At 56.6% G+C, this 25,958-nt stretch carries 27 protein-coding genes, 1 tRNA gene and 1 pseudogene; 8 read left to right on the top strand and 21 right to left on the bottom strand.

The features are described 5' to 3' along the window. The 3 genes from GIV26_RS24925 (at nucleotide 1) to GIV26_RS24915 (ending at nucleotide 3,691) form a co-directional block, all read left to right on the top strand. Nucleotides 1-1,332 carry an LLM class flavin-dependent oxidoreductase gene (locus tag GIV26_RS24925; RefSeq protein ID WP_236282611.1) on the top strand — a complete coding sequence of 444 codons (1,332 nt, stop codon included), beginning with the start codon at nucleotides 1-3 and terminating at the stop codon, nucleotides 1,330-1,332. A gap of 245 nt (nucleotides 1,333-1,577) precedes the next feature. Then, nucleotides 1,578-1,841 carry a hypothetical protein gene (locus GIV26_RS24920; protein ID WP_080751120.1) on the top strand — a complete coding sequence of 88 codons (264 nt, stop codon included), beginning with the start codon at nucleotides 1,578-1,580 and terminating at the stop codon, nucleotides 1,839-1,841. A 749-nt stretch (nucleotides 1,842-2,590) separates the two neighbouring features. Then, entirely contained in the window at nucleotides 2,591-3,691 is a 1,101-nt protein-coding gene (locus tag GIV26_RS24915; protein ID WP_060765110.1) for an O-antigen ligase family protein, read from the top strand. Between the two features lie 200 nt (nucleotides 3,692-3,891). Here GIV26_RS24915 and GIV26_RS24910 read toward each other — a convergent pair whose 3' ends face one another. Beyond that, entirely contained in the window at nucleotides 3,892-4,929 is a 1,038-nt protein-coding gene (locus GIV26_RS24910) for a hypothetical protein (RefSeq protein WP_236282609.1), read from the bottom strand. 678 nt (nucleotides 4,930-5,607) lie between these two features. On the opposite strand from GIV26_RS24910, the gene GIV26_RS24905 reads away from it, so the two are divergent. Further along, complete coding sequence (locus GIV26_RS24905) at nucleotides 5,608-5,760, top strand: hypothetical protein (protein WP_230633866.1); 153 nt, start codon at nucleotides 5,608-5,610, stop codon at nucleotides 5,758-5,760. 77 nt (nucleotides 5,761-5,837) lie between these two features. Here the strand turns inward: GIV26_RS24905 and GIV26_RS24900 are convergent. From GIV26_RS24900 to thrS, 9 genes are all read right to left on the bottom strand, one after another. Next, nucleotides 5,838-5,914: transfer RNA gene (locus tag GIV26_RS24900), tRNA-Pro, on the bottom strand. Between the two features lie 90 nt (nucleotides 5,915-6,004). Next, nucleotides 6,005-6,361: a MerR family transcriptional regulator gene (locus tag GIV26_RS24895; RefSeq protein WP_003174972.1), complete on the bottom strand. Its 357-nt coding sequence runs from the start codon at nucleotides 6,359-6,361 to the stop codon at nucleotides 6,005-6,007. Beyond that, nucleotides 6,342-6,644: an integration host factor subunit alpha gene (gene ihfA / locus GIV26_RS24890; protein ID WP_002553164.1), complete on the bottom strand. Its 303-nt coding sequence runs from the start codon at nucleotides 6,642-6,644 to the stop codon at nucleotides 6,342-6,344. Before ihfA ends, GIV26_RS24895 begins: the two co-directional genes overlap by 20 nt. A gap of 3 nt (nucleotides 6,645-6,647) precedes the next feature. Continuing rightward, nucleotides 6,648-9,026 (bottom strand): phenylalanine--tRNA ligase subunit beta, encoded by a 2,379-nt coding sequence (gene pheT, locus GIV26_RS24885; RefSeq protein ID WP_236282607.1) that lies wholly within the window; start codon nucleotides 9,024-9,026, stop codon nucleotides 6,648-6,650. A gap of 26 nt (nucleotides 9,027-9,052) precedes the next feature. After that, nucleotides 9,053-10,069 (bottom strand): phenylalanine--tRNA ligase subunit alpha, encoded by a 1,017-nt coding sequence (gene pheS, locus GIV26_RS24880; RefSeq protein WP_003192486.1) that lies wholly within the window; start codon nucleotides 10,067-10,069, stop codon nucleotides 9,053-9,055. 109 nt (nucleotides 10,070-10,178) lie between these two features. Beyond that, entirely contained in the window at nucleotides 10,179-10,535 is a 357-nt protein-coding gene (rplT, locus tag GIV26_RS24875) for a 50S ribosomal protein L20 (protein WP_003192488.1), read from the bottom strand. Between the two features lie 29 nt (nucleotides 10,536-10,564). Continuing rightward, entirely contained in the window at nucleotides 10,565-10,759 is a 195-nt protein-coding gene (gene rpmI, locus GIV26_RS24870) for a 50S ribosomal protein L35 (protein WP_002553160.1), read from the bottom strand. 59 nt (nucleotides 10,760-10,818) lie between these two features. Next, on the bottom strand, nucleotides 10,819-11,370 hold the full coding sequence (infC, locus tag GIV26_RS24865) for a translation initiation factor IF-3 (RefSeq protein WP_015884933.1): 552 nt from the start codon (nucleotides 11,368-11,370) through the stop codon (nucleotides 10,819-10,821). Beyond that, complete coding sequence (gene thrS, locus GIV26_RS24860; RefSeq protein ID WP_003192490.1) at nucleotides 11,370-13,292, bottom strand: threonine--tRNA ligase; 1,923 nt, start codon at nucleotides 13,290-13,292, stop codon at nucleotides 11,370-11,372. Before thrS ends, infC begins: the two co-directional genes overlap by 1 nt. Before the next feature lie 364 nt (nucleotides 13,293-13,656). Between thrS and GIV26_RS24855 the strand changes: the two genes are divergently transcribed. Then, nucleotides 13,657-13,971, top strand: coding sequence for a hypothetical protein (locus GIV26_RS24855; RefSeq protein WP_019820908.1), 315 nt, complete (start codon nucleotides 13,657-13,659; stop codon nucleotides 13,969-13,971). 289 nt (nucleotides 13,972-14,260) lie between these two features. Beyond that, nucleotides 14,261-14,473 carry a cold-shock protein gene (locus GIV26_RS24850; RefSeq protein WP_003234260.1) on the top strand — a complete coding sequence of 71 codons (213 nt, stop codon included), beginning with the start codon at nucleotides 14,261-14,263 and terminating at the stop codon, nucleotides 14,471-14,473. Between the two features lie 67 nt (nucleotides 14,474-14,540). Here the strand turns inward: GIV26_RS24850 and GIV26_RS24845 are convergent, their stop codons facing one another. Beyond that, on the bottom strand, nucleotides 14,541-14,861 hold the full coding sequence (locus GIV26_RS24845) for an I78 family peptidase inhibitor (RefSeq protein WP_236282605.1): 321 nt from the start codon (nucleotides 14,859-14,861) through the stop codon (nucleotides 14,541-14,543). 144 nt (nucleotides 14,862-15,005) lie between these two features. Continuing rightward, nucleotides 15,006-15,311 carry a hypothetical protein gene (locus GIV26_RS24840; protein ID WP_034128280.1) on the bottom strand — a complete coding sequence of 102 codons (306 nt, stop codon included), beginning with the start codon at nucleotides 15,309-15,311 and terminating at the stop codon, nucleotides 15,006-15,008. A gap of 158 nt (nucleotides 15,312-15,469) precedes the next feature. Between GIV26_RS24840 and GIV26_RS24835 the strand changes: the two genes are divergently transcribed. Beyond that, nucleotides 15,470-15,676: a hypothetical protein gene (locus GIV26_RS24835; RefSeq protein WP_003192496.1), complete on the top strand. Its 207-nt coding sequence runs from the start codon at nucleotides 15,470-15,472 to the stop codon at nucleotides 15,674-15,676. Nucleotides 15,677-15,705: 29 nt separating this feature from the next. On the opposite strand, the gene GIV26_RS24830 is transcribed toward GIV26_RS24835, so the two are convergent. From GIV26_RS24830 to GIV26_RS24800, 7 genes are read right to left on the bottom strand one after another with little or no spacing between them, the layout of a single operon-like run. Further along, entirely contained in the window at nucleotides 15,706-16,734 is a 1,029-nt protein-coding gene (locus GIV26_RS24830; RefSeq protein WP_236282603.1) for a nucleoside hydrolase, read from the bottom strand. Nucleotides 16,735-16,761: 27 nt separating this feature from the next. Next, a complete protein-coding gene (rbsD, locus tag GIV26_RS24825; protein WP_197882432.1) occupies nucleotides 16,762-17,166 on the bottom strand; it encodes a D-ribose pyranase in 405 nt (134 codons plus the stop codon). Beyond that, nucleotides 17,163-18,080, bottom strand: coding sequence for a ribokinase (rbsK, locus tag GIV26_RS24820; RefSeq protein WP_236282601.1), 918 nt, complete (start codon nucleotides 18,078-18,080; stop codon nucleotides 17,163-17,165). Before rbsK ends, rbsD begins: the two co-directional genes overlap by 4 nt. Nucleotides 18,081-18,103: 23 nt before the next feature. Further along, nucleotides 18,104-19,126 (bottom strand): LacI family DNA-binding transcriptional regulator, encoded by a 1,023-nt coding sequence (locus GIV26_RS24815; RefSeq protein WP_003192500.1) that lies wholly within the window; start codon nucleotides 19,124-19,126, stop codon nucleotides 18,104-18,106. Nucleotides 19,127-19,129: 3 nt separating this feature from the next. After that, nucleotides 19,130-20,107 (bottom strand): ABC transporter permease, encoded by a 978-nt coding sequence (locus tag GIV26_RS24810; protein WP_054898321.1) that lies wholly within the window; start codon nucleotides 20,105-20,107, stop codon nucleotides 19,130-19,132. Further along, nucleotides 20,104-21,657: a sugar ABC transporter ATP-binding protein gene (locus GIV26_RS24805; RefSeq protein WP_106118487.1), complete on the bottom strand. Its 1,554-nt coding sequence runs from the start codon at nucleotides 21,655-21,657 to the stop codon at nucleotides 20,104-20,106. The genes GIV26_RS24810 and GIV26_RS24805 overlap by 4 nt, the downstream gene beginning before the upstream one ends. Before the next feature lie 57 nt (nucleotides 21,658-21,714). After that, nucleotides 21,715-22,674, bottom strand: coding sequence for a sugar ABC transporter substrate-binding protein (locus GIV26_RS24800; protein WP_003192504.1), 960 nt, complete (start codon nucleotides 22,672-22,674; stop codon nucleotides 21,715-21,717). Between the two features lie 564 nt (nucleotides 22,675-23,238). On the opposite strand from GIV26_RS24800, the gene GIV26_RS24795 reads away from it, so the two are divergent. Then, nucleotides 23,239-24,327, top strand: coding sequence for an asparaginase (locus GIV26_RS24795; protein WP_054922390.1), 1,089 nt, complete (start codon nucleotides 23,239-23,241; stop codon nucleotides 24,325-24,327). Nucleotides 24,328-24,481: 154 nt separating this feature from the next. On the opposite strand, the pseudogene GIV26_RS24785 reads toward GIV26_RS24795, so the two are convergent. Continuing rightward, nucleotides 24,482-25,189 (bottom strand): annotated as a pseudogene (locus GIV26_RS24785) (hypothetical protein); the annotation flags it as partial. Nucleotides 25,190-25,326: 137 nt separating this feature from the next. Next, the coding region (locus GIV26_RS24780; RefSeq protein WP_329610250.1) for a lipocalin family protein at nucleotides 25,327-25,958 on the bottom strand (632 nt) is incomplete at its 5' end.

Below are 25,958 nucleotides of genomic sequence, written 5' to 3'. Positions count from 1 at the left end.
ATGGGCCGTCAACTCAAACTCGGCGCCTTCCTGATGGCTACCGGGCACCATGTGGCCGCCTGGCGCCACCCCGACGTACCGGCGAATGCTGGCCTGGACTTCGCCCACTACAAGCATTTGGCACGGGTGGCGGAAGCGGCGAAGTTCGACGCACTGTTCGTGGCCGACAGCATCGCCGCCGCCACCGGTGAGGTCGCCAGCCAGATGGCGCGTTCGGATCATTTCGAGCCGCTCACCCTGCTTTCGGCCCTCAGTGCCGTGACCGAGCATATTGGCTTGATCGCCACCGCCACCACCAGCTACAACGAGCCGTACCATGTAGCGCGCAAATTCGCCTCGCTGGATCACCTCTCCGGCGGCCGCGCAGGGTGGAACCTGGTGACGTCGGATAACGCGGCCGAGGCGCTGAATTTTGGTCGTGACGAGCACCTGGGTCACGCCGAACGCTACAGCCGCGCACGGGAATTTCATCAGGTGGTGACGGGGCTGTGGGACAGCTGGGACGAAGACGCCTTCGTGCGCGACAAGGCCAGCGGGCGCTATTACGAGCCAAGTAAACGCCACGTGCTGGACCATGTGGGCGAACACTTCCAGGTCAAAGGCCCCCTGAACGTCGCGCGCTCGCCCCAGGGCCAGCCGGTGATCGTGCAGGCCGGCTCCTCGGATACCGGCCGTGAACTGGCCGCGCAGACCGCCGAAGTGGTGTTTACCGCGCAGACCTCACTGGCCGACGCGCAGGCCTTCTATGGCGACCTCAAAGGTCGCCTGGGCCAATACGGGCGCGAGGCCGATTCGCTGAAAATCATGCCAGGTGTGTTTGTGGTGGTGGGGCAAACCGAAGCCCTGGCCCAGGCCAAATTCGAAGCGTTCCAGGCGTTGGTCGAACCCGAGGTGGGAGTGGCGTTGCTGGAGCGCATGCTGGGTAATTTCGACCTTTCCGGCTACCCGCTGGATGGGCCGCTGCCGCAGCTACCCTTGACCGACAGCGGACAGCGCAGCCGTCAGCAACTGCTGAGTGAACTGGCCCAACGCGAACAACTGACGCTGGCGCAACTGGGCCGACGCATTGCCGGTGGACGCGGTCATTACAGCTTGATCGGCACGCCGCTGCAGATCGCGGATGAGCTGCAGCGCTGGTTTGAAGAAGGTGCGGCGGATGGCTTCAATATTCTGGTGCCGCACTTGCCGGGCGGGCTGGAGGATTTTGCCCGCTGGGTGGTTCCCGAGTTACAGCGGCGCGGTTTATTTCGGCGCGAATACACCGGCACCACACTGCGCGAAAACCTTGGTTTGGTGCGCCCGGTCAGCCGTTTCAAGCAAGCACAATTATAAAAACCTCGCCTTGCTACTGACCCAGGCTGCCTTGGGCGGCTGATCCGTCGACCTCATGCATTAAGGTAGGCACAGCCGTGGGCAACGTACGAAACAAAGACCGTGAGCTGACTCTTCCTCTGGATTAACCTCTCACAGTGCACACGCGCTAGTGAAAGCCACCTAAACTAACCAGGGTTTGGGCCGATACCCCGATCAAACTCCCTTTACCGGGAAATTGAGAAACGCTTCAGCGGATTTAGATTATGAAAGACATTTACCTACTCGTAGAACATGGAGCCGATCAAGGGGAGGTGTACATTTTGGGTTGGTTCGATGACCAAAAAAGTGCAGCCGATATTGCAGAAGCAAAGGAATGGCAGGCTTACCGAGAGGCGCTGAACACTGAACACTCATGGTCTCGCCAAAAACCTGTACCTCCCGACCAGACCAAATACCGCCGCTACTGGATTCAGAGTGTCTCTAAATTTTCTGTGCCGACAATTCAAGCAACACCCGCGCTTCATTAAGCTGCGCAACGTCATTTAACGCCGGCATAGCCGGTGCCGTAGGCTTGGTAGGCATGCACAGCCATTATGGCGCTGGCTCCGTCGGCGGTGATGGCGGCGGCGGTTGACAGGCGAGCCTGGCGCAACCGCTAACCCTCCAAAGCGAAAAGTTTTGGAACTCCTCTCAAAAACCGCCCCACCGAAGCGCAAAGCGCTCCATTACCTCAAGGAAATGACAGGGCTAAAGACTGCACTGCGCCTTTAGTTCTGGAACGGTCCACCCTCCCTCGGCGTCCTGCCGAACGAAATTTACCGAATGCCCTGTCGCAATTTCAAAACACGTCTACAGTCTCTGTTATTCGAACGGACCTCGATTAATACAATACAAAGGAATCATCATGCGTAGGATTGCTTTTGCGAACGCAGGCTACCGTCTCCAAAATCAGGCACCGCCGATTTGTAAAATCGGCGTTTGCGAGACGAGTCCGTACAGTGCGTTTTATTTGGAAATTCCAACATAAGGTTCGTGAAGAATGCTGTTATTTATTTCAGCTATTTTACTGTGCGTTCCGTTACGGATATTTGTTCCAGCTCTTGGTGTCGAAATAGCCCCCTCTGACGGCCTATGCCTAATTGCGCTACCCTACGTACTATTTATTTATCAGAGAGCGAACAAATGGCTTTTGACTAGTATAGCTTTTTCACTCATATCGATAATTTACATACAACTATTTTTCCAGCCGGGAAACATAACAAGAGCACTTCTTTCCATGGCCTTCTTTTTCAAACCTTACCTAATATACTTACTGGGACGAAGCTTAGCAGAAGTCAATCTTAATCCCGAAAAATTCAACAGAAATCTCATCTACTTTATTACCTTCACTGCGTTTGCAGCAACAATTGATGCGATTTTATTCAAGGGGCATGTGACGACATTTGTTGAGTTTGAACGTATTCCGGGAGAGGTCATTTATGGCGGGGTATTTGACCCAACATTTTTTGGCCTGAAATTTCACGGTAGCAATGGAATTAATGGTATCGCTGTATTTTTCTCAGTAGCATTCATGATTTGCCTGTCACTTGGCGTAATAATGAAACCAAAAAGAAGCTTACGATTAGTTTCATATATTGGAATGATGTGCAGCTTGATTTTAGTGTTAGGCAGCGGATCACGACAAGCTGCGCTCGGATTGGTCGTTAGCTGCCTGTGCTGTTTTTTTGCTGGAAAGATGACAACCCGCAGAACAATAAAAGTATTCTTTTATATAGTCTTTTCGCTATTTTCTTGCGCCACCATTGTAATATTATTTTCAGACTATTTCTCCGAACTGTTTGCAAAAATATTAATCATGATAGACAACATATACTCTGGAAACTGGGATGGCGTATCGTCTGGACGATTAGGTTTATATGTGATATTAATTGAAGACCTGATTAAGAGCCCGTTATTCGGTACTGGCTTTAGCGGATATGGTATTTTCGATTCAGAACTCGGCTACTTCGACAATGACGTTAGTACATCTGGATACACTCCCCACAACCAATATTTAGGAGCCCTTTGGAAGATGGGAGGGATAGCAGGAATATTTTACTTAATATTTCTCTGGAAAATAATAAAACCATTCTTCAAAGCACAACAAGAAGACGAATACCAAAAACGATTTTATATTGCGATGATGGTGATAATCATACCGTTCTTTACAGTGTTTAATATGTTTCAAGATGGTCTTTCCTCACCATCTACAGGTCCTATATTCTTGCTGATAGTGGGCTTCTATTGGCGACATGCTGTCAATTTAAACCTCCACAAAAGCATCTCCAAGAACGCTCTCCCTGACCCATGCCTCATTCCATCCGGCCAGCCCGCTTAAATAAAAACGTATCGTCTTTACGAGTACCTCACGCGAGGCTAAGAACGCCAGTCTTAGGGAAGGCGTCTGGTGGGAGGGGGTAAAAAGCTATTCAGGGAAAATTTTTGAGCGAAGAAGGTCAAGTTTTGACCTTCTTCGTGCCTCCTCTTAAATGATATCGAAATATTGAGAGGCGAACAGATTCATCACACAGCTAGAGCTTATGAAAAATCCTGCCTGCTAAAGATAAAGCAATCAACGTTCTCTGGACTCTCGTAAGTATCAAGAATTAGAGGAAGCTCTGTCCTCGGCCGAATATAACCACTTCGGATAGATTGGGTATATACGCCGACATTTACATTATTCCTGCGGGCTCTTGCATCAACAGCTACGCTATCAATACAGTAATTCATTGCACTGCCATTACCGCAAAGCTCACCGCCGCTATTTACCATGCGAGATGAATCTTGCCCCTCCATAACTACGCCCCAAGCATTTTGCGTAGGACCGGCCCCTGGCTCAGTGCCAGAACAATAGCAATCAATAACAGAGTTATTGCTTCCGCCATTATCGATAAGAACTAGAGAGCGGCCACGCCAATCGACAGACGTAATGTCTTGAAATGTGCAATGCTGCGCATAATGAACATGAACTCCAACAGCCGAGTTCCCAGTGAACTCAAGACCTCGAATAATCACGTTACGAATTGGTACGCACGTAGCTACGATGGCTCCATTAGGATGCCCTTTTTTTAGGGCATTGTTGATAACCAAGGATTCGCTAAATACCCTAATGACTTGACGAACCTCCATAGGGCCATCAAGTGGAAGCGGCTGTGTACCAAAGTCCGTGGACGCATCGGAAATTACAATCCAATCACCGGCAACATATTTTGTCGGGTCATCGACAAAAATTTCATTTTGATTCAGAAAAGCTTCCCGAGTTAAAAAGCTTGCTGGGCGGACCTTCCCTTGATAATCAAATGCGGCATAGCTTGGATCGGTAGGAACTTCAGGATTTCGACCAACCCCGCTCGAGTCAATTAGCACCTTATCAATGCCTGGTGCAGGCTCAATAACCAGGCCATGAATCGGGGTTAGATCTGCCTTATTCAAAGGAACCGTAGTCTTGATTGGGCACACGTCGCGGTTAATTTGAATCCAGCGATAACCTGCCTGGATGATGGACCTAAGCTGTGGACCGTTATCGAGCGTAGCGCTTGGGGTGAATACATAGGGCGTCGCGTAGTACATGGACATGTTTTTCTCCTTGTTTAGTGGTCATCCTTAACCACATCACCACTGTACATACATACAGCACAAACGTCAAAGAAGAGTTTTCCCCAGTGAGATATTTCCCTGGCGTAAGCCTGACACGCCCGCAGCGCGATCACTCCTTGGTCGCCGTCTTCATGATCTTTGAGCCAAGCTTTACTCGACAGGCAGCATGAACCATTAACGGCGCTAGGGGTGTCAAGCTCATTGCAGCCACTGACTGAATCCCAGAGGAAAACTGACAGCCAGCCGGAGATCAGCAATAGCAAGCTGGTCGCGCAGGCGCCCTGGTTACGCTGGACGTCAGACAATTCCTTGGTGTGTTGTTGATCCTGGGTTGCGAACTACTACTTGCTGGTCAGGCGCTTGTGCTGCTCGGAGCGAGCCTGGGGCAGCGCCCAGCATCTGACTGGGCATCACACGACACACCCGTGAAGAAGTTGTGGTGACACAGGCGTAGCGTCTGCGCTGCCGCAGTGCCACGTCCTTGATCGATCCGGACGTTCCGCTCTAATAGAGCCACATCAGCGCGCAGTTAGCCTCCCGCTCCGACTGCTCGCCCAGATGGCCCTCTCACCATACCCTTGTGTACTGCAAGTCGGCCCGGCTGAAACATAAGCAGGCACAGACAAAGGACACTGGACGCAGATTGAGGAGCGGTATTTGACGCGAGTGCTGAAGGAAACCGGGAAGGATGGGCAGACGATCGCATGCCATGCGAGTGAGGGCATGACCAAAAACTACCAGCGAGATCACGAGGAAATCATCTGGTCCGAGGCGATGCCGGACGTGAATATTAGCGAAATCACCGGATAGTTTGCGCGGGTTTTGCGCAGGCACAAAAAAGCCGATCTAGCTGATCGGCTCAAGTGTCTGATTTTACTCAGGAATAATGGTCGGGACGGAGTGATTCGAACACTCGACCCCTAGCACCCCATGCTAGTGCGCTACCGGACTGCGCTACGCCCCGACTAGGCGTGTTACTGGGTTCGCTTCTTAACGAAGCGAACCGGAATATACCGCAAGCTTTTGAAATGTGGAAGTATTTTTAAAGCTTGAATCATTTTTTCAGCACCACCAGTACATCTTCCAATTCGGAGATCATCTGGCGGATCAGTTGCTTGTATTGGGTGGTGTCGTCTTTGGCTTCATCACCGGACATACGCTGACGTGCGCCGCTGATGGTGAACCCTTGGTCGTACAGCAACGCACGGATCTGTCGGATCATCAGCACGTCCTGGCGCTGATAATACCGACGGTTCCCGGTGCGTTTGACGGGGTTGAGTTGAGGAAACTCCTGCTCCCAATAGCGCAGCACGTGCGGTTTTACCGCACACAGTTCGCTGACTTCACCGATGGTGAAGTAGCGCTTGCCTGGGATGACGGGTAGCTCGTCGTTATGACTTGGTTCCAGCATAAGCCTCAACTCGGGCCTTCAACTTCTGCCCTGGACGAAAGGTGACCACACGGCGAGCCGTGATCGGGATTTCTTCTCCCGTTTTTGGATTGCGGCCAGGCCGCTGGCGTTTGTCTCGCAGGTCAAAATTGCCGAAACCGGACAACTTGACCTGTTCGTTGTCTTCCAGAGCGTGTCTGATCTCTTCAAAAAACAGCTCGACCAATTCCTTGGCCTCGCGCTTGTTCAGACCCAACTCTTCGTACAGACGTTCCGCCATCTCAGCTTTCGTCAAAGCCCCCATACGTCACTTCCTTAACGTGGCGTTCAACCTTTGTTCGAGCGAGGTGAGGATATTTTGCGTCGTGGTATTCACCTCATCGTCATTAAGAGTGCGCGATGGATGCTGCCAGGTCAAGCCAACTGCAAGGCTTTTTCTATGCGGATCAATGCCTTTACCCTGATAGACGTCAAATAGCCTGAGGTCTGTCAGCCATTCCCCTGCATTTTCACGGATTACATCCAGAACCGCAGTGGCGGCGACTTCACGGTCGGCGATCAGGGCCAGGTCGCGACGCACTTCAGGGAAGCGCGACAACTCGCTGAATTTAGGCATCTTGCCCGACGCAACTTCAGCCAAGACTAGCTCAAACACGAAGACTGGACGGTCCAGCCCCAAGGTTTTCGACAGTTCTGGGTGAATGGCGCCCACAAAGCCCACCAGGCGACCTTCACGCTCGATACGTGCAGTCTGGCCTGGATGCAAGGCTGGGTGGCTACCCGGCACGAACGTAAAGGCGTCCAACGCACCGGCAAAGCCGAGCACCGCTTCCACGTCTGCCTTGACGTCGAAGAAGTCCACGACCTCACGGCCTTGCGCCCAGCCTTCCGGCAGACGACTGCCGCAGACGACGCCCGCCAGCATTGGCTCTTGCTTCAAGCCATCAAGCTGGCCGACGAAACGCAAGCCGCTTTCGAACAGACGCACGCGGTCTTGCTGGCGGTTCAGGTTGTGGGAAAGTGCCTTTACCAGGCCCGGCCACAGCGACGAGCGCATGGCGGCCATGTCGTTGGAGATCGGGTTGGCCAACAACAGCGGTTCAACACCAGGGTTGAACAACTCGAACTGCTTTGGATCAATGAAGCTATAGGTCACGGCTTCCTGATAACCACGGGCAACCAGCAGGCGGCGCAGTTCAGGCAGGTGCGCACGCGCTTCAGCCTTGGGTTGCGGTGCCAGGCGTGCTTGCGGATAGCGAACCGGCAGGCGGTTGTAACCGTACAGGCGCGCCAGCTCTTCGATCAGGTCGACTTCCAGGCTGATGTCGAAGCGATGGCTAGGTACTGCAACCTGCCACTGCCCTTCCCCACCCGCGGAAATACCCAGGCCGAGTGCAGACAGCAGTTGCTCGATTTCAGCCGGCTCGATGACCAGGCCGAGCATTTGCTCAACGCTTTTGGCACGCAAGGTAATCGGTGCAATCGACGGCAGGTACTGTTCGTTGACAGTTTCGATAATCGGGCCGGCTTCACCACCGGTGATTTCCAGCAGCAGGCCGGTAGCGCGCTCCATGGCTTCACGGGCGAGTTTCCAGTCCACGCCACGCTCGTAGCGGTGCGACGCATCGGTGTGCAGGCCGTAGGAACGAGCCTTGCCAGCGATCGCGATCTGGTCGAAGAACGCGCTTTCAAGGAATACGTCACGAGTGGTCGCGGATACACCGCTGTGCTCACCACCCATCACGCCGGCAATTGCCAGGGCGCGAGCGTGGTCGGCGATGACCAGAGTGTCGGCACGCAGGCTGACTTCCTGGCCATCGAGCAGCACCAGCTTCTCGCCTTCTTCGGCCATACGCACGCGGATGCCGCCATTGATTTCGGCAAGATCAAACGCATGCAACGGCTGGCCGAGTTCCAGCATCACGTAGTTGGTGATGTCGACGGCGGCGTCGATGCTGCGTACATCGGCACGACGCAGGCGCTCAACCATCCACAGCGGGGTTGGCTTGGACAGGTCCACGTTACGGATCACACGTCCCAGGTAACGCGGGCAGGCGTTTGGTGCCAGTACCTCAATCGAACGTACTTCGTCGTGTACCGCCGATACGGCAGCGACCACTGGACGAGTGACAGGTGCGTTGTACAGCGCGCCCACTTCACGGGCCAGGCCGGCCAGGGACAGGCAGTCGCCGCGGTTGGGGGTCAGGTCGACCTCAATGCTGGCGTCTTCCAGTTCCAGGTAAACACGGATGTCCTGACCCACTGGCGCGTCGGCCGGCAGCTCCATCAGGCCATCATTGCCCTCACCCACTTGCAGTTCGGCCTGGGAGCACAGCATGCCGTTGGATTCAACGCCACGCAGCTTGGCCTTCTTGATCTTGAAGTCGCCCGGCAACTGGGCACCGATCATAGCGAACGGGATCTTCAGGCCCGGGCGCACATTAGGCGCTCCGCACACGACCTGAAAGGTTTCCGAACCGTTGCTGACCTGGCACACACGCAATTTGTCGGCATCCGCGTGCTGCTCGGTGCTCAACACCTCGCCCACCACCACACCACTGAAAACACCGGCGGCCGGCGTAACGCTATCGACCTCAAGACCGGCCATCGACAGGCGAGCAACCAGCTCGTCGCGATCTACCTGCGGGCTTACCCAGCCACGCAGCCATTGTTCACTGAATTTCATCCTGCTCTCCTAAAGATTCGTTACGACTAGCGAAATTGCGCGAGGAACCGCAAGTCGTTGTCGAAGAACAGACGCAAGTCGTTCACGCCGTAACGCAGCATGGCCAGACGCTCAACGCCCATGCCGAAGGCAAAGCCCGAGAACTCTTCTGGATCGATCCCGGACATGCGCAGCACGTTGGGGTGAACCATGCCGCAGCCCATCACTTCCAGCCAGCCGGTCTGCTTGCACACACGGCAGCCTTTACCGCTGCACATCACGCATTCCATGTCGACTTCAGCGGATGGCTCGGTGAACGGGAAGAACGAAGGACGGAAACGTACCGCCAACTCTTTTTCGAAGAACACCCGCAGGAACTCTTCGATGGTGCCTTTGAGGTCGGCGAAATTGATATCGCGATCAACCAGCAGGCCTTCGACCTGGTGGAACATCGGCGAATGGGTGATATCCGAGTCGCTACGGTACACACGGCCTGGGCAGACAATGCGGATCGGCGGCTTGTTCGCTTCCATGGTGCGGACCTGTACCGGCGAGGTATGGGTGCGCAGCAGCATGTTGGCGTTGAAATAGAAGGTGTCGTGCATCGACCGGGCCGGGTGATGGCCTGGGATGTTGAGCGCCTCGAAGTTGTGGTAGTCGTCTTCGACCTCAGGGCCTTCGGCAATGCCGTAGCCGATGTGGGTGAAGAACTGTTCGATACGTTCCAGAGTCCGGGTGATCGGATGCAGACCGCCCGACGCCTGGCCACGACCAGGCAAGGTCACGTCAATGGACTCGGCGGCGAGCTTGGCCGCAAGATCGGCCTCCTCGAGCGACGCCTTGCGCGCATTGAGAACCTCTGTGACACGCTCCTTGGCGACGTTGATCAGCGCACCGACTTGCGGACGCTCTTCAGCGGGCAGATTTCCCAGGGTCTTCATCACCTGAGTCAATTCACCTTTCTTGCCAAGGTAGTGAACCCGGATTTGCTCCAGGGCATTTACATCTTCAGCGCTTTGCACAGCCTCAAGGGCTTGGGCGACGAGCGCGTCCAGGTTTTCCATGTACAGACTCCAGATACAAAATAGGGGAAGAGCTTGAAGGCTCTTCCCCTATTTATGACGTTTACCACCTTGGGCCACAGGAGTAGCCCAGGGTGACTGTCGGGGGTACTTAAGCCAAGGAGGCTTTAGCTTTCTCGACAATCGCAGCAAACACCGCTTTTTCGTTCACGGCCAGTTCAGCCAGAACCTTACGGTCGATTTCGATGGACGCTTTTTTCAGGCCAGCGATGAAACGGCTGTAGGACAGACCGTTAACACGTGCACCGGCGTTGATACGAGCGATCCACAGAGCGCGGAACTGACGTTTTTTCTGACGACGGTCACGGTAGGCGTATTGGCCTGCCTTGATTACCGCTTGCTTGGCAACACGGAATACGCGTGAACGCGCGCCGTAGTAGCCTTTAGCAAGTTTCAGAATTTTTTTGTGACGCTTACGGGCCATGACGCCACGCTTTACACGAGCCATGAGTTACTTCCTCTATTCTTGAACCAAAATTAACGAAGGCGCAGCATGCGCTCGACTTTTGCCACGTCAGACGGATGCAGCAAGCTGCTACCGCGCAGTTGACGCTTACGCTTGGTCGACATTTTGGTCAGGATGTGGCTCTTGAAAGCGTGCTTGTGCTTGATGCCGTTAGCAGTTTTCAGAAACCGCTTAGCAGCACCACTTTTAGTTTTCATCTTTGGCATGTTCGGTACTCCGCATTCAGTTGATAAACATAATCAGAAGGCCTGCCGTGCCCTGTTGATTACTTCTTCTTTTTCGGGGCGATGACCATAATAAGCTGGCGTCCTTCCATCTTAGGATGCTGTTCGACCGAACCGTACTCCAGCAGGTCAGCTTCAACCCGCTTGAGGAGTTCCATCCCCAGCTCCTGGTGGGCCATCTCACGGCCGCGGAATCGCAAGGATACCTTGGCCCTGTCCCCATCACTCAGGAAACGTACCAGGTTGCGCAGTTTTACCTGGTAATCCCCTTCCTCCGTCCCTGGACGAAACTTGATTTCTTTTACTTGAATCTGCTTCTGGTTCTTCTTCGCTGCGGCAACCTGCTTCTTCTTTTCGAAGATAGATTTGCCGTAGTCCATCACCCGACAAACAGGTGGGATTGCATCGGCGGAGATTTCCACCAGGTCCAGCTTGGACTCTTCTGCAATACGAAGCGCTTCATCAATCGAGACGATGCCAATCTGCTCGCCATCAGCGCCAATTAACCGAACCTCGCGTGCCGAGATATTCTCGTTGATCGGGGCTTTCGGTGCAGCTCGTTTATCTTGTCTCATTTCACGCTTAATAATAATTACTCCGAATCTGGGCGACCACGCCGGGAAACCGCTTGCGCGAGGAACTCAGCGAACTGGGCGACGGGCATCGAGCCCAGGTCAGCACCTTCACGAGTACGCACAGCGACAGTCTGCATCTCGACTTCCCGATCTCCGATAACCAAAAGATAGGGAACCTTGAGCAAAGTATGCTCGCGGATTTTAAAGCCGATCTTTTCATTTCTCAAGTCGGACTTGGCACGAAATCCGCTTTCGTTGAGAGTTTTTTCAACTTCAGCGGCAAAATCTGCCTGTTTATCAGTGATATTCATGATCACTGCCTGGGTCGGAGCCAGCCACGCAGGGAACGCGCCCTCGTAGTGCTCGATCAGGATACCGACGAACCGCTCGAACGAACCGAGGATCGCCCGGTGCAGCATAACCGGGTGCTTACGGCTGTTGTCTTCGGAGACGTATTCGGCTCCCAGACGGATCGGCAGGTTAAAATCGAGCTGCAGGGTACCACACTGCCAGACACGGCCAAGGCAATCTTTGAGCGAGAACTCGATCTTCGGACCGTAGAAGGCGCCCTCACCCGGCTGCAGATCGTACGCAAGGCCCGCACTGTCGAGCGCAGCGGCCAGTGCCGCTTCGGCGCGATCCCATAGCTCGTCGGAACCGACGCGTTTTTCCGGACGAGTGGACAGCTTCATCTCGACTTCGGTAAAGCCGAAATCGCGATAAACGTCCATGGTCAGCTTGATGAACGCTGCGGACTCGGCCTGCATCTGCTCTTCGGTGCAGAAGATATGGGCGTCGTCCTGGGTGAAGCCACGCACTCGCATGATGCCGTGCAGCGCACCCGATGGTTCGTTACGGTGGCAGGCACCGAATTCGGCGAGGCGCATCGGCAACTCGCGGTAGCTCTTCAGGCCCTGATTGAATACCTGCACGTGGCACGGGCAGTTCATCGGCTTGATGGCGTAGTCGCGGTTTTCCGACTGGGTGGTGAACATGTTGTCGGCGTAGTTGGCCCAGTGCCCGGACTTCTCCCACAGGCTGCGATCAACCACCTGGGGAGTCTTGATCTCCAGGTAACCGTTTTCGCGCTGCACCTTGCGCATGTACTGCTCAAGCACCTGGTACAGAGTCCAGCCATTCGGGTGCCAGAACACCATGCCCGGCGCTTCTTCCTGAAGGTGGAACAGGTTCAGGCGCTTGCCGATCTTGCGGTGGTCGCGTTTTTCAGCTTCTTCGATGCGCTGGATATAGGCGGCCAGTTGCTTCTTGTCAGCCCAGGCCGTGCCGTAGATCCGTTGCAGCTGTTCGTTCTTGGCGTCACCGCGCCAGTAGGCACCGGACAGCTTGGTCAGCTTGAACGATTTGAGGAAGCGCGTGTTCGGCACGTGCGGGCCACGGCACATATCCACGTATTCTTCGTGGTAGTACAGCCCCATGGCCTGCTCGTCCGGCATATCTTCTACCAGACGCAGCTTGTAGTCCTCGCCACGTGCAGTAAACACGTCGATCACTTCGGCACGCGGGGTGACTTTCTTGATGACGTCGTAATCTTTTTCGATCAGCGCGTGCATGCGCTGCTCGATGGCCGCCAGGTCGTCCGGAGTAAAAGGACGCTCATAGGCGATGTCGTAATAGAAGCCTTCTTCAATGACCGGGCCGATCACCATCTTGGCGGTTGGATACAGTTGCTTGACCGCATGGCCAATCAAGTGCGCGCAAGAGTGGCGAATGATCTCCAGCCCCTCTTGATCCTTGGGCGTGATGATTTGCAGGCTGGCGTCGCTGGTGATCAGGTCGCTGGCATCAACCAGCTTGCCGTCGACCTTGCCGGCCACGGTGGCCTTGGCCAGGCCAGCACCAATGGATGCGGCGACCTCGGCTACGGAAACCGGATGATCGAATGAACGCTGACTGCCGTCGGGAAGAGTAATAGTTGGCATGGCGCCTCCTCTCCTAGTGGTGACCCCTACCAAAGGTCACGTGGGTTGGGATGAGCCAGTACAAGATCCAACACCAGGCCGCTCAATAATGAACGCCTGCCTTACAGCGGCAGGAGCCTTTCGGCCAACCGATAATCGAACCAGAGTGACTGGAGTGAACAAAAAGAACCTGGCAAGGCGGCAAATGGCGCGCCCGGAAATAGCCAGGCAAGGATGCTAGCACAGATGAACGGTCATCGCGTTGGTCAAGCGCTGGGTAAAGAGCAATTCATGGCTTTATAGCTGCAAAAGTGAACTTGAGCTGTACGCAGGGCCTCAAAGCCACTGAGAATCGCCGTTCGTCCTCGACCCAAAGGAGCATCCCATGATGCGTTTTACCTCTACCCTCGCTGTCGCCGCTACCCTGAGCCTCCTTTCCCTCGGCGCACAGGCTGCAGCCCCTTCCAACTGGCCAGCTGGCGCCCGTGACGCTTTCGTCAACGACTGCAGTGCCGCCGCCAGCCAGAACGTGGACGTCAAAACTGCCAAAGCCCACTGTGAATGTGGCGCTGACAAGATCAATGCCGAATTGAGCACTGCCGAGATCAAGGAATTGATGACCAACCAGAACGCCAGCCCGGAGCTTAAAAACAAAGCGGTCGCGGCTATTTCGTCCTGCAAAGTGGTGAAGAAAAAGTAAGATTGGCTGACGATTCGACGGTCATTTCGCTGAAAAAACCGCCTGAAAACTGCCATTTCACACAAATTATGCAGGTTTTACGGCTTTTTTTAACAGCTGATATTTCGTCGCGAAGCCCCGTAAATCGGGGCTTTCAGCCGAACAACGGATCAAACGCAAAGCGATTGATTAGCAAACAGTGCCTTGGGGGGGCTCCCAAGCCGAACATTTCGACTATGATAGCCCTGTGTGCCCAGTTGGCCTGAGCAGCACAGCACTACTGAAAATATATGTTTCTTGGAGATACACCATGTCTAATCGCCAAACCGGCACCGTTAAATGGTTCAACGATGAAAAAGGCTTCGGCTTCATCACTCCTCAAGGTGGCGGTGACGACCTGTTCGTACACTTCAAAGCTATCGAAAGCGACGGTTTCAAAAGCCTGAAAGAAGGCCAAACCGTTTCCTTCGTGGCTGAGAAAGGCCAAAAGGGTATGCAAGCTGCACAGGTTCGCGGCGAGTAATTCTCCGCTGAGCTAAAAAAACCCCGTCCATGTGACGGGGTTTTTTATGGGCGATGCAAAAGCCGTATCAGCCGCAGTTAACCCGGTTGATCACCAGATTGTCATCGGTGTTCAGGTTCAGGCGGTCAGAGCGATACTCCAGCGTGACCATGTCGTTGGGCTTGAGGATGCGTGCATTCTGCGCGCCAGCGCGCGTACGTGCTTGCTCCAGCAACTGGGGCGAGGCTTTCTGGCCTATGGCGAACTCTGCGGCCTTCGACTCACAGCGGCTATGACCGGCATCGGTCACAGTGGCAGCTTTGCCTGGCTCAGAGGCACCCGGGGTATTGCAACCCGCCAACGCGAGCGCAGCCAACAAAGTACCGAATGATGCGAGCTTCCAAGGCATGAAGCCTCCTATGATAAAAAGTGGACAGAGATCGTGCGACAGCATTCAAAGCGATTGGTTTCAAGACGTTAACCGCCTGTGGGCAAGTCTGCCTGAGTCACGGCCTGCAATCGCTTGGTGAATCGTGACTAGATATGAACGTATTCAGTAGATATCGATGTAGTCCGACGAAGGAGTAGGCCAATTCTGCTTCAGCGCGTTGAAAATCTGCATGACCCAGACTTCATCGCTGGCCGCCACGTTGCCGACATAGCCGGAACCTTTGGCCCAGGTCTCCAGGCGAAACACCAGGCCAGCGATATCAGCCCCACCGACTACGCCGGAAGAAATGTAGGCGATGCCTTCTTTGGTTACCCGCAACTGGGTATGTTCGTCGTCACTGGCGCTGCCAAGCAATTGGCGCACGGCGTCCAGCGTCAGGTTGTCGGGCTTGCTCAAATCGATTTGCACGCGGTGTTTCCCGGTCATTTAACAGGCCAACAGTGTCGCACAGCCGCCGCTTCATGCCTAAGTAGCAGTGCCAAATGCCGTACAAAATGCTTAACTGCCCCCCTCTGGAACGGCGTTCCAGTGCATTGCCCCCGCATTTTTCAGCCCGTGAGATTTCCATGACCACCGTAACGCTTCAAGCCGACATCAAAGCCAAGTGGCCCCAAGGGCAAAGTTCCTACAGCCCCGGAAGCCCGGAAGAACTGGCGATCATTGGTATCGACCTGTTGGTCAAGGAACTGGGCACCCAGGCGGCGCAAGCATTCATCGGCCAGATATTCGAGAAATACCCGGCCGACTACATGGGCGCCCAAGAGCGCGAATAGAACCGGGCGACGAGCGCCGCCCCGCTAACTTACTTCAGACGCGCCAGGCGCTCGGTCAGCAGATCGAAGAAGCCCTGGGCGTCGCCATTCTCAACCCAGAACACATTCTTCGGCTGCTTGAGGCCGTCGTACCAGTCGACGATGGTCTGGCCGAAGGTCGGGCCTTCGCGGCTGTCGACCACCATATTGGCCTCACGACCGCTGAACAGCGATGGCTTGAGCAGGTAGGCAACCACGGTAGCGTCATGGACCGGGCCACCCGGAATGCCGTAGTGCTCCATATCGCCTTTGACGTACTCATTCAGAATACTGCTGACGACCTTGCTCGCGTTGTTGTTCAGGTCGGCAATCTTCTTCAGGCGGGCGTCGCTGGTGAGGACTTTATGGGTCACGTCCAACGGCAGGTAGGTCAACTTCACACCGCTTTTGAGCACGATCTCCGCCGCCACCGGATCGGCGAACAGGTTGAACTCGGCCACTGGGGTGATATTGCCGCCGTTGAAGTGGGCGCCGCCCATCACGACCACTTCCTTGATGCCCTGGGTGATTTCGGGCGCTTGAGTCAGCGCCAGTGCCAGGTTGGTCTGCGGGCCGAGCATGGCGATGGTGATGCTGTGTGGCTTGGCGCTGCTCAGGGTCTTGATCAGGTAGTCGACTGCATTGCCTTCGGCCAGGCCTTTTTTCGGTTCATGCACCGTGACGCCCGAGATGCCTTCCTTGCCATGGATATTCTCGGCGTAGATCGGTTTGCGCAACAACGGCGCTGGCGCACCTGCGTACACCGGGATGTCCTCGCGCCCTGCCCACTCGCGCGCCAGGCGCGCGTTGCGGGAGGTCTTGTCCAAGCGCACATTGCCGGCGACGGTGGTCAGCGCACGAATGCTCAACTCCTCCGGCGAGGCCATGGCGAACAGCAAGGCCACCACGTCATCGGCACCCGGGTCGGTATCGATGATCAGGTCGGTTTTTTCCGCCGCTTGGGCGCTTGCAGCAGTGAGCGCGGACAAAAGCAGAACACTCCGGAACAGGTTTTTCAGGGTAGGTAGACCGCGTTGCATAAAGCACTCCTTGTCATAGGGGGGACGCTAGAACGTTACGCCGGACACCAGCGCGATATTGCAGTACGGCTGGCACTCGCCAGTGCGCACAACAGCGCGGGCATTGCGGCTCAATTGCTTGAATTGGTCATGGCTGAGCAGGCGTCGCTCGCCCAGTTCAGCTTGCTCTGTGAGCGTATTTAGCGAGGTCAGCGCGGGCGGCTGCTTCAGCAGGATCTCTTCTGCCAGAACATGGCTTTCCACCTGCATTTCGCTAAGCACGATGCGCAAGGTGCTGATGAAGTCCGGGATGCCCTGGGTCAGTGCCAGGTCGATCAATTCGACGCCGGGAGGTACCGGCAGGCCGGCATCGCCGATGACCAGAATGTCACCGTGGCCCAGGGACGCGATCACGCGCGACAGGGCGATATTCAGCAAAGGTGTCTTTTTCATGCAGGCACAAAACCTTGTACGTCGTGCAGCGTAGGAATGGAAGGCTGAGCGCCGGCGCGGGTCACTGACAACGCCGCCGCCACCTGGCCAAAACGGATCGCCCGGGCTTCGCTCTGGCCCGCGGCCAGCGCGGCGGCAAAGCCACCGACAAAGGTATCGCCAGCAGCGGTGGTATCCACCGCCTTGACCTTCGGCGCCACCAGGTGCTCAAAGCTCTTGCCGTCGGCAAACAGCGCGCCCTGGGCGCCCAGGGTGATGATGACCTTGCCGGCACCCGCCCGGATCAGCGCGGTCGCGGCGACCTTGGCGCTGTCGAGGGAGTCGACCGTCACGCCGCTCAGAGCACTGGCCTCGCTTTCATTGGGGATCAGATAATCGATCGAGGCATACCAGTCAGCGGGCAACGGCCCGCTTGCCGGGGCCGGGTTGAGGATGACGGTCTTGCCCAGCTCGCGACCCCGCTTGAGCGCATACCCAACGGTTTCCATCGGCACCTCAAGCTGGCAGATGATCACGTCTGCCGCCTGCAGCACAGCGTCGCACGTTCGCAGCGACGCAGGCGTCAGCTCACCGTTGCTGCCGGCCACAATGACAATGGCGTTCTGGCTGCTGTCATCGACCACGATCAACGCCACACCGCTGGAGCCATCCACCGTGCTGACTGCCTGGCAATCGATCCCTTCCACCAGCAGCGCATCGCGCAATTGGCTGCCATAGGCGTCGGTACCGATGCACCCCACCATTGCGACACTCGCCCCCAGGCGTGCCGAGGCGACGGCCTGGTTGGCGCCCTTGCCGCCGGGCACAGTGGAGAACGTCTGGCCGATCAGGGTTTCACCGGCACGCGGCAAGCGACTGGCGCGGGTGACCAGGTCCATGTTCAAGCTGCCTATTACCACTACTTTTGCTGGCATACATCAGTACTCATCAATTCGGTTCAGCGGTATTGGGCGAACACATCAGCCAATGGCGCGGTCGACTCACGCAAAACAATACTGGGCGTCACGATACGTTGATCGATCGGCAGTTGGGGTGTTGCTATTCGTTGCAGTAATAATTCGGCCGCAGTCTCGCCCAACTGCAGGATCGACTGGCCGACCGTCGTCAGCGCCGGATAGACGTAGCGCCCCATCTGGATGTCATCGAAACCGATGACCGACAGCTCGCCCGGCACCCGCACATTGCGCTCGGCGGCGGCGCGCAGCACGCCAAAACCAATCATATCGTTGCTGGCGAAAATCGCGCTGGGCGGGTGTTGCGATAATAACTGTACAGCTGCGGCATACCCGCCCGTGCTGGTGAAATCGCTTTCCAGGGTACGACTGGCCAACACCTCGATGCCCGCCTCGCGCAATGCACGCTGGTAACCCGCCAGGCGCATCTGCGCCACGCGGGTATGCCCAGGGCCGCCGATACAGGCGATGTCCCGGTGCCCCAATTCCAGCAAGTGCCGGGTCGCCAGGTAAGCGCCCTCTTCGTGATCGATGCGCACCAAGTCCACATCAATCCCATCCAGTGCCCGGTCGACAATCACCATCGGCGTGCGCACTGCACTCAAGCCTGCGGCAAGGCCACTGTCATCACCGCCCACGGATGTCACGATCAAGCCATCGACGCGCTTTTCCAGCAACACGCGCAAATAACTGCGCTGTTTCTCTGCGTCGTCATCCGAGTTGCAGAGGATCACGCAATAGCCATTACGCTCGCAGTAATCCTCGATACCCCGAGCCAGCTCGGCAAAATACGGGTTGAGGCTGTTGGGCACCAGCAGCCCGATGGTGGCCGTGGTCTTGGCCTTGAGCGAGCGTGCCACGGCACTGGGCACGTAGTCCAACTGCTTGATCGCCGCCTCGACCTTGATGCGTACCGGCTCGCTGACTGGGCGCGTCTTGTTCACCACATGGGACACGGTGGTGTAGGAAATACCTGCAAGCGCTGCCACATCCTTGATCGTTGCCATGGTTCAGCCCCGCCGACTGGCGCGCTGGCTGCGATAAGTATCGAGGACCACGGCAATCACGATCACGGCACCGGTAATGATGCGTTTAGTCGGTTCCGTCGCGCCGATCTGCGCCAGCCCGGCGGCCAGGACCGAAATAATCAACACCCCGAAGAACGTACTGATGACCGAGCCACGCCCGCCCATCAGGCTGGTGCCACCAATCACCACGGCGGCGATCACTTGCAGCTCCAGGCCCGAACCGGCATTCGGGTCCGCCGCTTCCAGGCGCGAGATCTGGAACAGCGCCGCCACACCAGCCAACAGGCCCATCAGGCTGAACACCAGGACCTTGTAAGGCTTGGGATTGATACCCGCCAGGCGCACCGCTTCTTCGTTGGTGCCGATGCCGATCAGGTAGCGACCGAAGACCGTACGGGTCAGTACCAACTGGGCCGCGATGATCACCAGCAAGGCGATGATGAACGACGGGGAAATACCGAAAGCAATCGGGTTGGACAGCCAGGCAAACGAGTCACCGATATAAGCGGTGCGCGAGCCCGTCATCTGGTAGGCCACGCCGCGGGCCATCTCCAGCACGCCGAGGGATACGATAAATGACGGAATGCGCCAGGCCACCGTGATGGAACCGGTGATGGTGCCGGCCAACGCCGCGCAACCCATGCCCAACAGAGCGGCAGGCAACACGCTCCAGCCCCAGCCCAGGATCGCCACGCTGACTGCCGAGGCCGCCAATGCCAGTACCGATCCCACAGACAGGTCGATGCCGCCAATGATCAGGATGAAGGTCATGCCCACCGCCAGCACCATCAGGTCTGGAATCTGGTTGGCCAGGGTGCTGAAGGTGTCATAGGACAGAAAGTGATCGCTGAGCATCGAGAACAGCGCAATCATCGCCAGCAAGGCACCTGCCAGCCCGAGGTAGGTACCCAGGCCATAGAAGTTGCCGCCAGTTTTACCGGGGGAAATGTTTGTTTTCATGGGGTATTCCTAGGCGCTGCTTCGTTGAGCAGCGCATCACGTTTCTGATAGCCGGCAAAGGCGGCGGCGAGCAATTCGTCCTGGGTCCAGCTGTCACGCTCGAAGGTCTCGATCAGGCGCCCGGCGGACAGCACACCGATGCGGTCACAGATCAGCATCAGCTCACGCAGGTCACTGGACACCACCACCAGCGCTTTGCCCTGGCGGGTCAATTCACCGAGCAAAGCATAGATATCGAACTTGGCACCGACGTCGATGCCGCGGGTAGGCTCATCGAACAGCATTACTGCGCAGTCGCGCTCCAGCCAGCGGCCAATCACCACCTTCTGCTGGTTACCACCCGACAGCTCGGACACCAGTTGCGTCGGGCTGGAACTGCGGATTCGCATGGCGTCGATCTGGCGCTTGGCCAGAGCGGTTTCGTTACGGCTGTTGACGACGCCCCCGCCGGAAATTTCCGGCATGTTGCCCAGGGCGATGTTGGCGCTGATGGACTGGGTCAGCAGCAGGCCCTCGCCCTTGCGGTCTTCGGTGATCAGGGCAATACCATGACCGACCGCGTCCACCGGCGAGCGAATGCTCACCACCTTGGCCGGCGAACCCAAGGCCACGGTGCCGCTGTCGGCCGGGTCGGCGCCGAAAATCAGGCGCAGCAATTCGGTGCGACCGGCGCCGATCAGGCCGGAAATGCCATAGATTTCACCGGCGCGCACTTCAAAGGACACATCGCGGACCTTGTCCGAACGGGTAAGGCCCGTCACGGTCAAGGCCGGGCCTCCGATGGTGCGCGGGCCCAAATCGATGTGTTCACCCAGTTCGCGACCGACCATCAAGGTCACCAACTGCTCACTGTTGTAATTGGCCATCGGCTCGACGCAGACCAGCTTGCCGTCGCGCAATACCGCAATGCGCTGGGCGACACGGGCCAACTCTTCGAGCCGGTGCGAAATATAAATGATCGCCACGCCTCGAGCCTGCAGGCGCGTGATTTGTTCAAACAGCATCTCGACTTCACGAGCAGTAAGCATCGCCGTGGGCTCGTCGAGGATCAATACATGGCAGTCGCCGATCAGGTTACGGGCGATCTCGACCATTTGCTGGTGACCAATGCCCAGGCTGCCTACCAGTGTGTCCGGGTCGATCGCGTCCAGGCCGACTTGGGCCATGGCTTCGATCGCGGCTTTGCGCAATTGTTTGCGGCTGATCCAGCCACAGCGGCTCGGCAGGTTATCCAGGAACAGGTTTTCAGCCACGGTCAGCGTCGGCAGCAGGTTGAGTTCCTGCATGACCATGCGCACGCCCAAGGCTTCGGCCTGGGTGCGGCTGGCGGGGCGATAATCCTGACCGTTGAATTGCATGTGCCCGGTGGTGGGCGTGACCAGGCCGCCGATGATCTTCGACAAGGTACTTTTGCCTGCGCCGTTCTCACCGGTCAGCGCCAACACTTCCCCGCGATTGAGCGTCAGGGTGATGTCGGACAGAACCGGTTGGGCATAGGTCTTACCGATACCGCTGACCGAGAGGACAGCGTTCGGGGCGGAAGATGACATAGGAAAATCTCCAGGCGCCCGCTCAGGACGAGCGGGCGCTGTTGGGTACTGCCAGGATTACTGCTTGATGACGAGTTCGACCGGGGTTTCGATCACGCCATCTTTGGCATCGACTTTCTCACCCTTGACCAGCTTCAGCGCGTTCTGGATACCGAACACGGCTTGCTGGGCGGCGGCCTGGTCAGCCGTGGCCAACACGCGGCCGTCCTTGAGCATTGGCTTGATCGCGTCAATGTTGTCGTAACCTACCACCAACACCTTGCCGGCCTTGCCTGCCGCACGCACGGCGGAAACAGCGCCCAGAGCCATGTTGTCGTTACCGGCCAACAGCGCCTTGATATCCGGCGTTTCGCTCAGCATCGCTGCGGCGATTTTGTTGCCCTGGTCGATTTCCCAGTTACCGGACTGGGTGGAAACAATCTTCATGCCTGCGGCGTCCATCGCATCCTTGAAGCCTGCGGTGCGCTGCTGGGCATTGGTGGTAGTGGGTACGCCCTCGATGATGCCGACCTTGTCACCGGCGGCCAGTTGCTTGGCCAGGTAGTCGCCCACCAGCTTGGAGCCTTTGCGGTTATCCGGGCCTACAAACGGAATATCGAGGTTTTTGCTTTTGAGTACTTCCGGGTCCAGGCGATTGTCGATGTTGACCACCTTGATACCGGCATCGGAAGCCTTTTTCAGCACACTGGCGAGTGCCTTGGAGTCGGCGGGAGCAATGACAAGCGCATCAACCTTGGCGTTGATCATTTCGTTGACAATGGCGATCTGCGCGCTGGTATCGGTTTCGTTCTTGATGCCGTTGGAGATCAACTTGAATTCTGTTGGGTGCGCTTTCTGGTAATCCTTCGCACCGTCGGTCATGGTGACGAAAAACTCATTGGCAAGGGACTTCATGACCAAACCCACGGTAGGCGTTTTGGCAGCGTCATCGGCAAATGCAGAAGAGAGAGGCAAAGCGGCGGATGCGGCAGCAAGCACAGCAACAGCAAGAAGACGTCCAGCAAATGGCAGCTTCATGGGTTCACTCCGATCTTATGATTATTGTGAGCAACGCTTGCACCGAAGAGCCCTTCGGCAGCCCTCCCACCTGGGCGGCTGATACGAGCTTTCACGATGCGCCAAGGGCGCAGTGAAACATCTCGCAAACGTTTGCGTTGAGCAAACTATGAGAACCTTGTCGAGATTTGTCAACGGTAGCAGCAAGCCTTTCATTGGCGCCCTCCAAGCTCTCCCTTGAGCCACCGACCGCTGATACGTTTAAGCCAGCTCGCCGTTTCTGCCGCTCGCTGAAACGACAGAGTGCACTGCGAATGATCGACCACAGCGCTCGGACATATCGTGATCGCTTTCGGACAACCGAACACCACAACCCTTCGCGTTCGGAAAGCCGGACAGCGCCAAGCCCCATGAAACTAAAATCTTAGGTTAAGTTGTTTTAAATCAATAAGTTAATTTATAAAAACCAACATGCTCAGTCTGGTACAAATCCTGCTCTTTCTCAGCACCTCGCGGCGTTCAGAACCGCCCGGGTGTTCTAGATGAACCTGCTACAGCACTCATCAAAAACCAGAGAGAAAAATAATGAAATCTGCATTGAAGAACGTCATTCCGGGCGCCCTGGCCCTTCTGCTGCTGTTCCCCGTTGCCGCCCAGGCAAAGGAAGTCGAAAGCAAGACCAAACTGTCCAACGTAGTCATCCTCGCCACCGGCGGTACCATCGCTGGCGCCGGCGCCAGTGCGGCCAACAGTGCCACCTACCAGGCGGCCAAAGTCGGCATCGAACAACTGATCGCCGGCGTTCCTGAGCTTAGCCAGATCGCCAATGTTCGCGGCGAACAAGTGATGCAAATTGCGTCGGAAAGCATCAATAACGAAAACCTTCTGCAACTGGGTCGCCGTGTCGCCGAATTGGCCGACAACAAGGACGTGGACGGCATCGTGATCACCCACGGCACCGACACCCTTGAAGAAACCGCCTACTTCCTGAACCTGGTGGAAAAAACCGACAAGCCTATCGTGGTGGTCGGCTCCATGCGCCCAGGCACCGCGATGTCGGCAGACGGCATGCTCAACCTTTACAACGCGGTTGCGGTCGCGGGCAGCAAGGATGCACGGGGCAAAGGCGTGCTGGTGACCATGAACGACGAGATCCAATCTGGCCGCGACGTCAGCAAGATGATCAACATCAAGACCGAAGCGTTCAAGAGCCCATGGGGCCCGCTGGGCATGGTCGTCGAGGGTAAATCCTACTGGTTCCGCCTGCCGGCCAAGCGTCACACCATGGATTCTGAGTTCGACATCAAGACCATCAAAAGCCTGCCTGACGTTGAAATTGCCTACGGCTATGGCAACGTGAGCGACACTGCCTACAAGGCATTGGCCCAAGCGGGCGCCAAAGCGATCATTCACGCCGGTACCGGTAATGGGTCAGTATCGTCCAAGGTCGTTCCAGCGCTGGTGGAATTGCGTAAACAAGGCGTGCAGATCATTCGCTCTTCCCACGTCAACGCCGGTGGCATGGTTCTGCGTAACGCCGAACAGCCAGACGACAAATACGACTGGGTCGCCGCCCTTGACCTGAACCCGCAGAAAGCCCGCATCCTGGCCATGGTCGCCCTGACCAAGACCCAGGACAGCAAGGAACTGCAACGGATCTTCTGGGAATACTAATCCCTGCTGATTCATCTGTAGAAAGATGCTTTTGTGGCGAGGGAGGTTGCTCCCCCCCGGGTGCGGAGCGCCCCAAAAAATTTCTGGGGGCCCCCCCCCCCGCCGGCGGAAGACCCCCCCCCCCCCTCCACCCACCCCCCCACCCCCGCCCCCCCCTCCCCACCACACACGCCTCCTTGATTTCCAAACCCGCCACGCCCACATCCAACGCCAACCCCAGATATGTTCCTTGCTTTAACCATTTCGACATCTGCGTAATCGTCTGAACCCGCTGCGCATACCCCACAATTTCGCCTTGATGCAGATAGCTTTTGGTCGAGATCCCAAGCGCCTCCTTAAGCGGTTGATTGCCACGCAATCCAGAACCAAATCGCGCAGCCCCTTGCAGTTGCATATCCAAAACGCCAAACATCCTTTGACGCTGTCGTATAAACGACTCTTTGTCCAAACCACCGTCCTTCAATTGCCGATGCAACTGCTCGATTTCCTCCAAAGTCTGTGCAACCGCCTGCAGGTGCCGGCTCCAAGCCGACGTCGCACTGCCGATGCCTATCGACCCATACCCCAGAATGCTCTGCGCCAAGTCGTAATTTGTATTTCCTGCTCTATCGAGCGGCACATTCTGGTCCAGTTGGCGACTAATCTCTTCAGCGTGGCGCATCAACCAGGCTTCTTCGATTGAGCAATGGGCACTGGACATTTCGGGAACGATCACCAACTCACCCGGCCTCACCATTCCTTGGCTCAGGTGTTTATTCAGCACATCAAAATGATCTGGGCCCTGTAACAAGCCTCCGCGCCATAGCCGTGATTTCAAAAACGGGTAAGGTGAAGCCTGTTGATTGATGTAACCGTACGCCATGTCCTGGATTCCGATACCGAGAAAGGCATCGAAATATAAGCAAGCACCTACAACCCGGACACAAGCAGGCGGGGGTCAAAAAGTACGTTTGGGAAGTTGCCTACACAGCAAAAGATGAACGCCTACAGAAAGCGCCCCTAATACCCAGTCATCTCCAAATACCCCACCCCACCCTCAAACCGCACCGGCCCTTCCCAGTACGGAATACCCAAGTCCATCCACGCCTTCGGGTTGACGGCCTCGGTGGTGATGTCCAGCTGTTTGCCGGGAATTTTCAGCGACCAGCGTGTGGGAATACTGCGCCCGTCGATGGCCGTGGTGGTCAGCGGTGTGAGTTGGATATCGCTGTTGTGCAAGGTCTCGGTGTGGCCCTGGGCGTCGATCCAGGTGCCGGTGAGGTAACCGTCGCTGTCTTTCTGCCGCACGCGAAACAGCATCAGCTGCGCGCCGCGGTCCAGATGCAGGGAGAACCAGTCCCAGCCGGTCTGGCTGGCGGCAAGGGGTTGGCTGCTCCATTCGCGGTCGAGCCAGGCAGGGCCGCTGACCTGGTAGGTGTGGCCGTCGAGGTTGACGCTGCCGCTGGCGGTGAAAAACGGCTGGCTGTAGTAGTACGACGCCTGGCCCTGGTCGGATTTGCGGCTGTAGCCATGGTCGCCTTGCAGCACCAACGGGCGGCTGGAAGTCAGGAGCAGGTCGTAGGCAAATTGCGCGCCGCTGGCCTTGAGTTGCATGTCGGCCAGGGGGCTGGCGGCGCCGGGGCGGGTGGCGA

Origin of the sequence: Pseudomonas sp. PA-1-3F (genome assembly GCF_021609665.1) — a bacterium.
Taxonomy (GTDB): domain Bacteria; phylum Pseudomonadota; class Gammaproteobacteria; order Pseudomonadales; family Pseudomonadaceae; genus Aquipseudomonas; species Aquipseudomonas paracarnis.
This window is presented reverse-complemented; position numbering and strand designations above follow the sequence as displayed.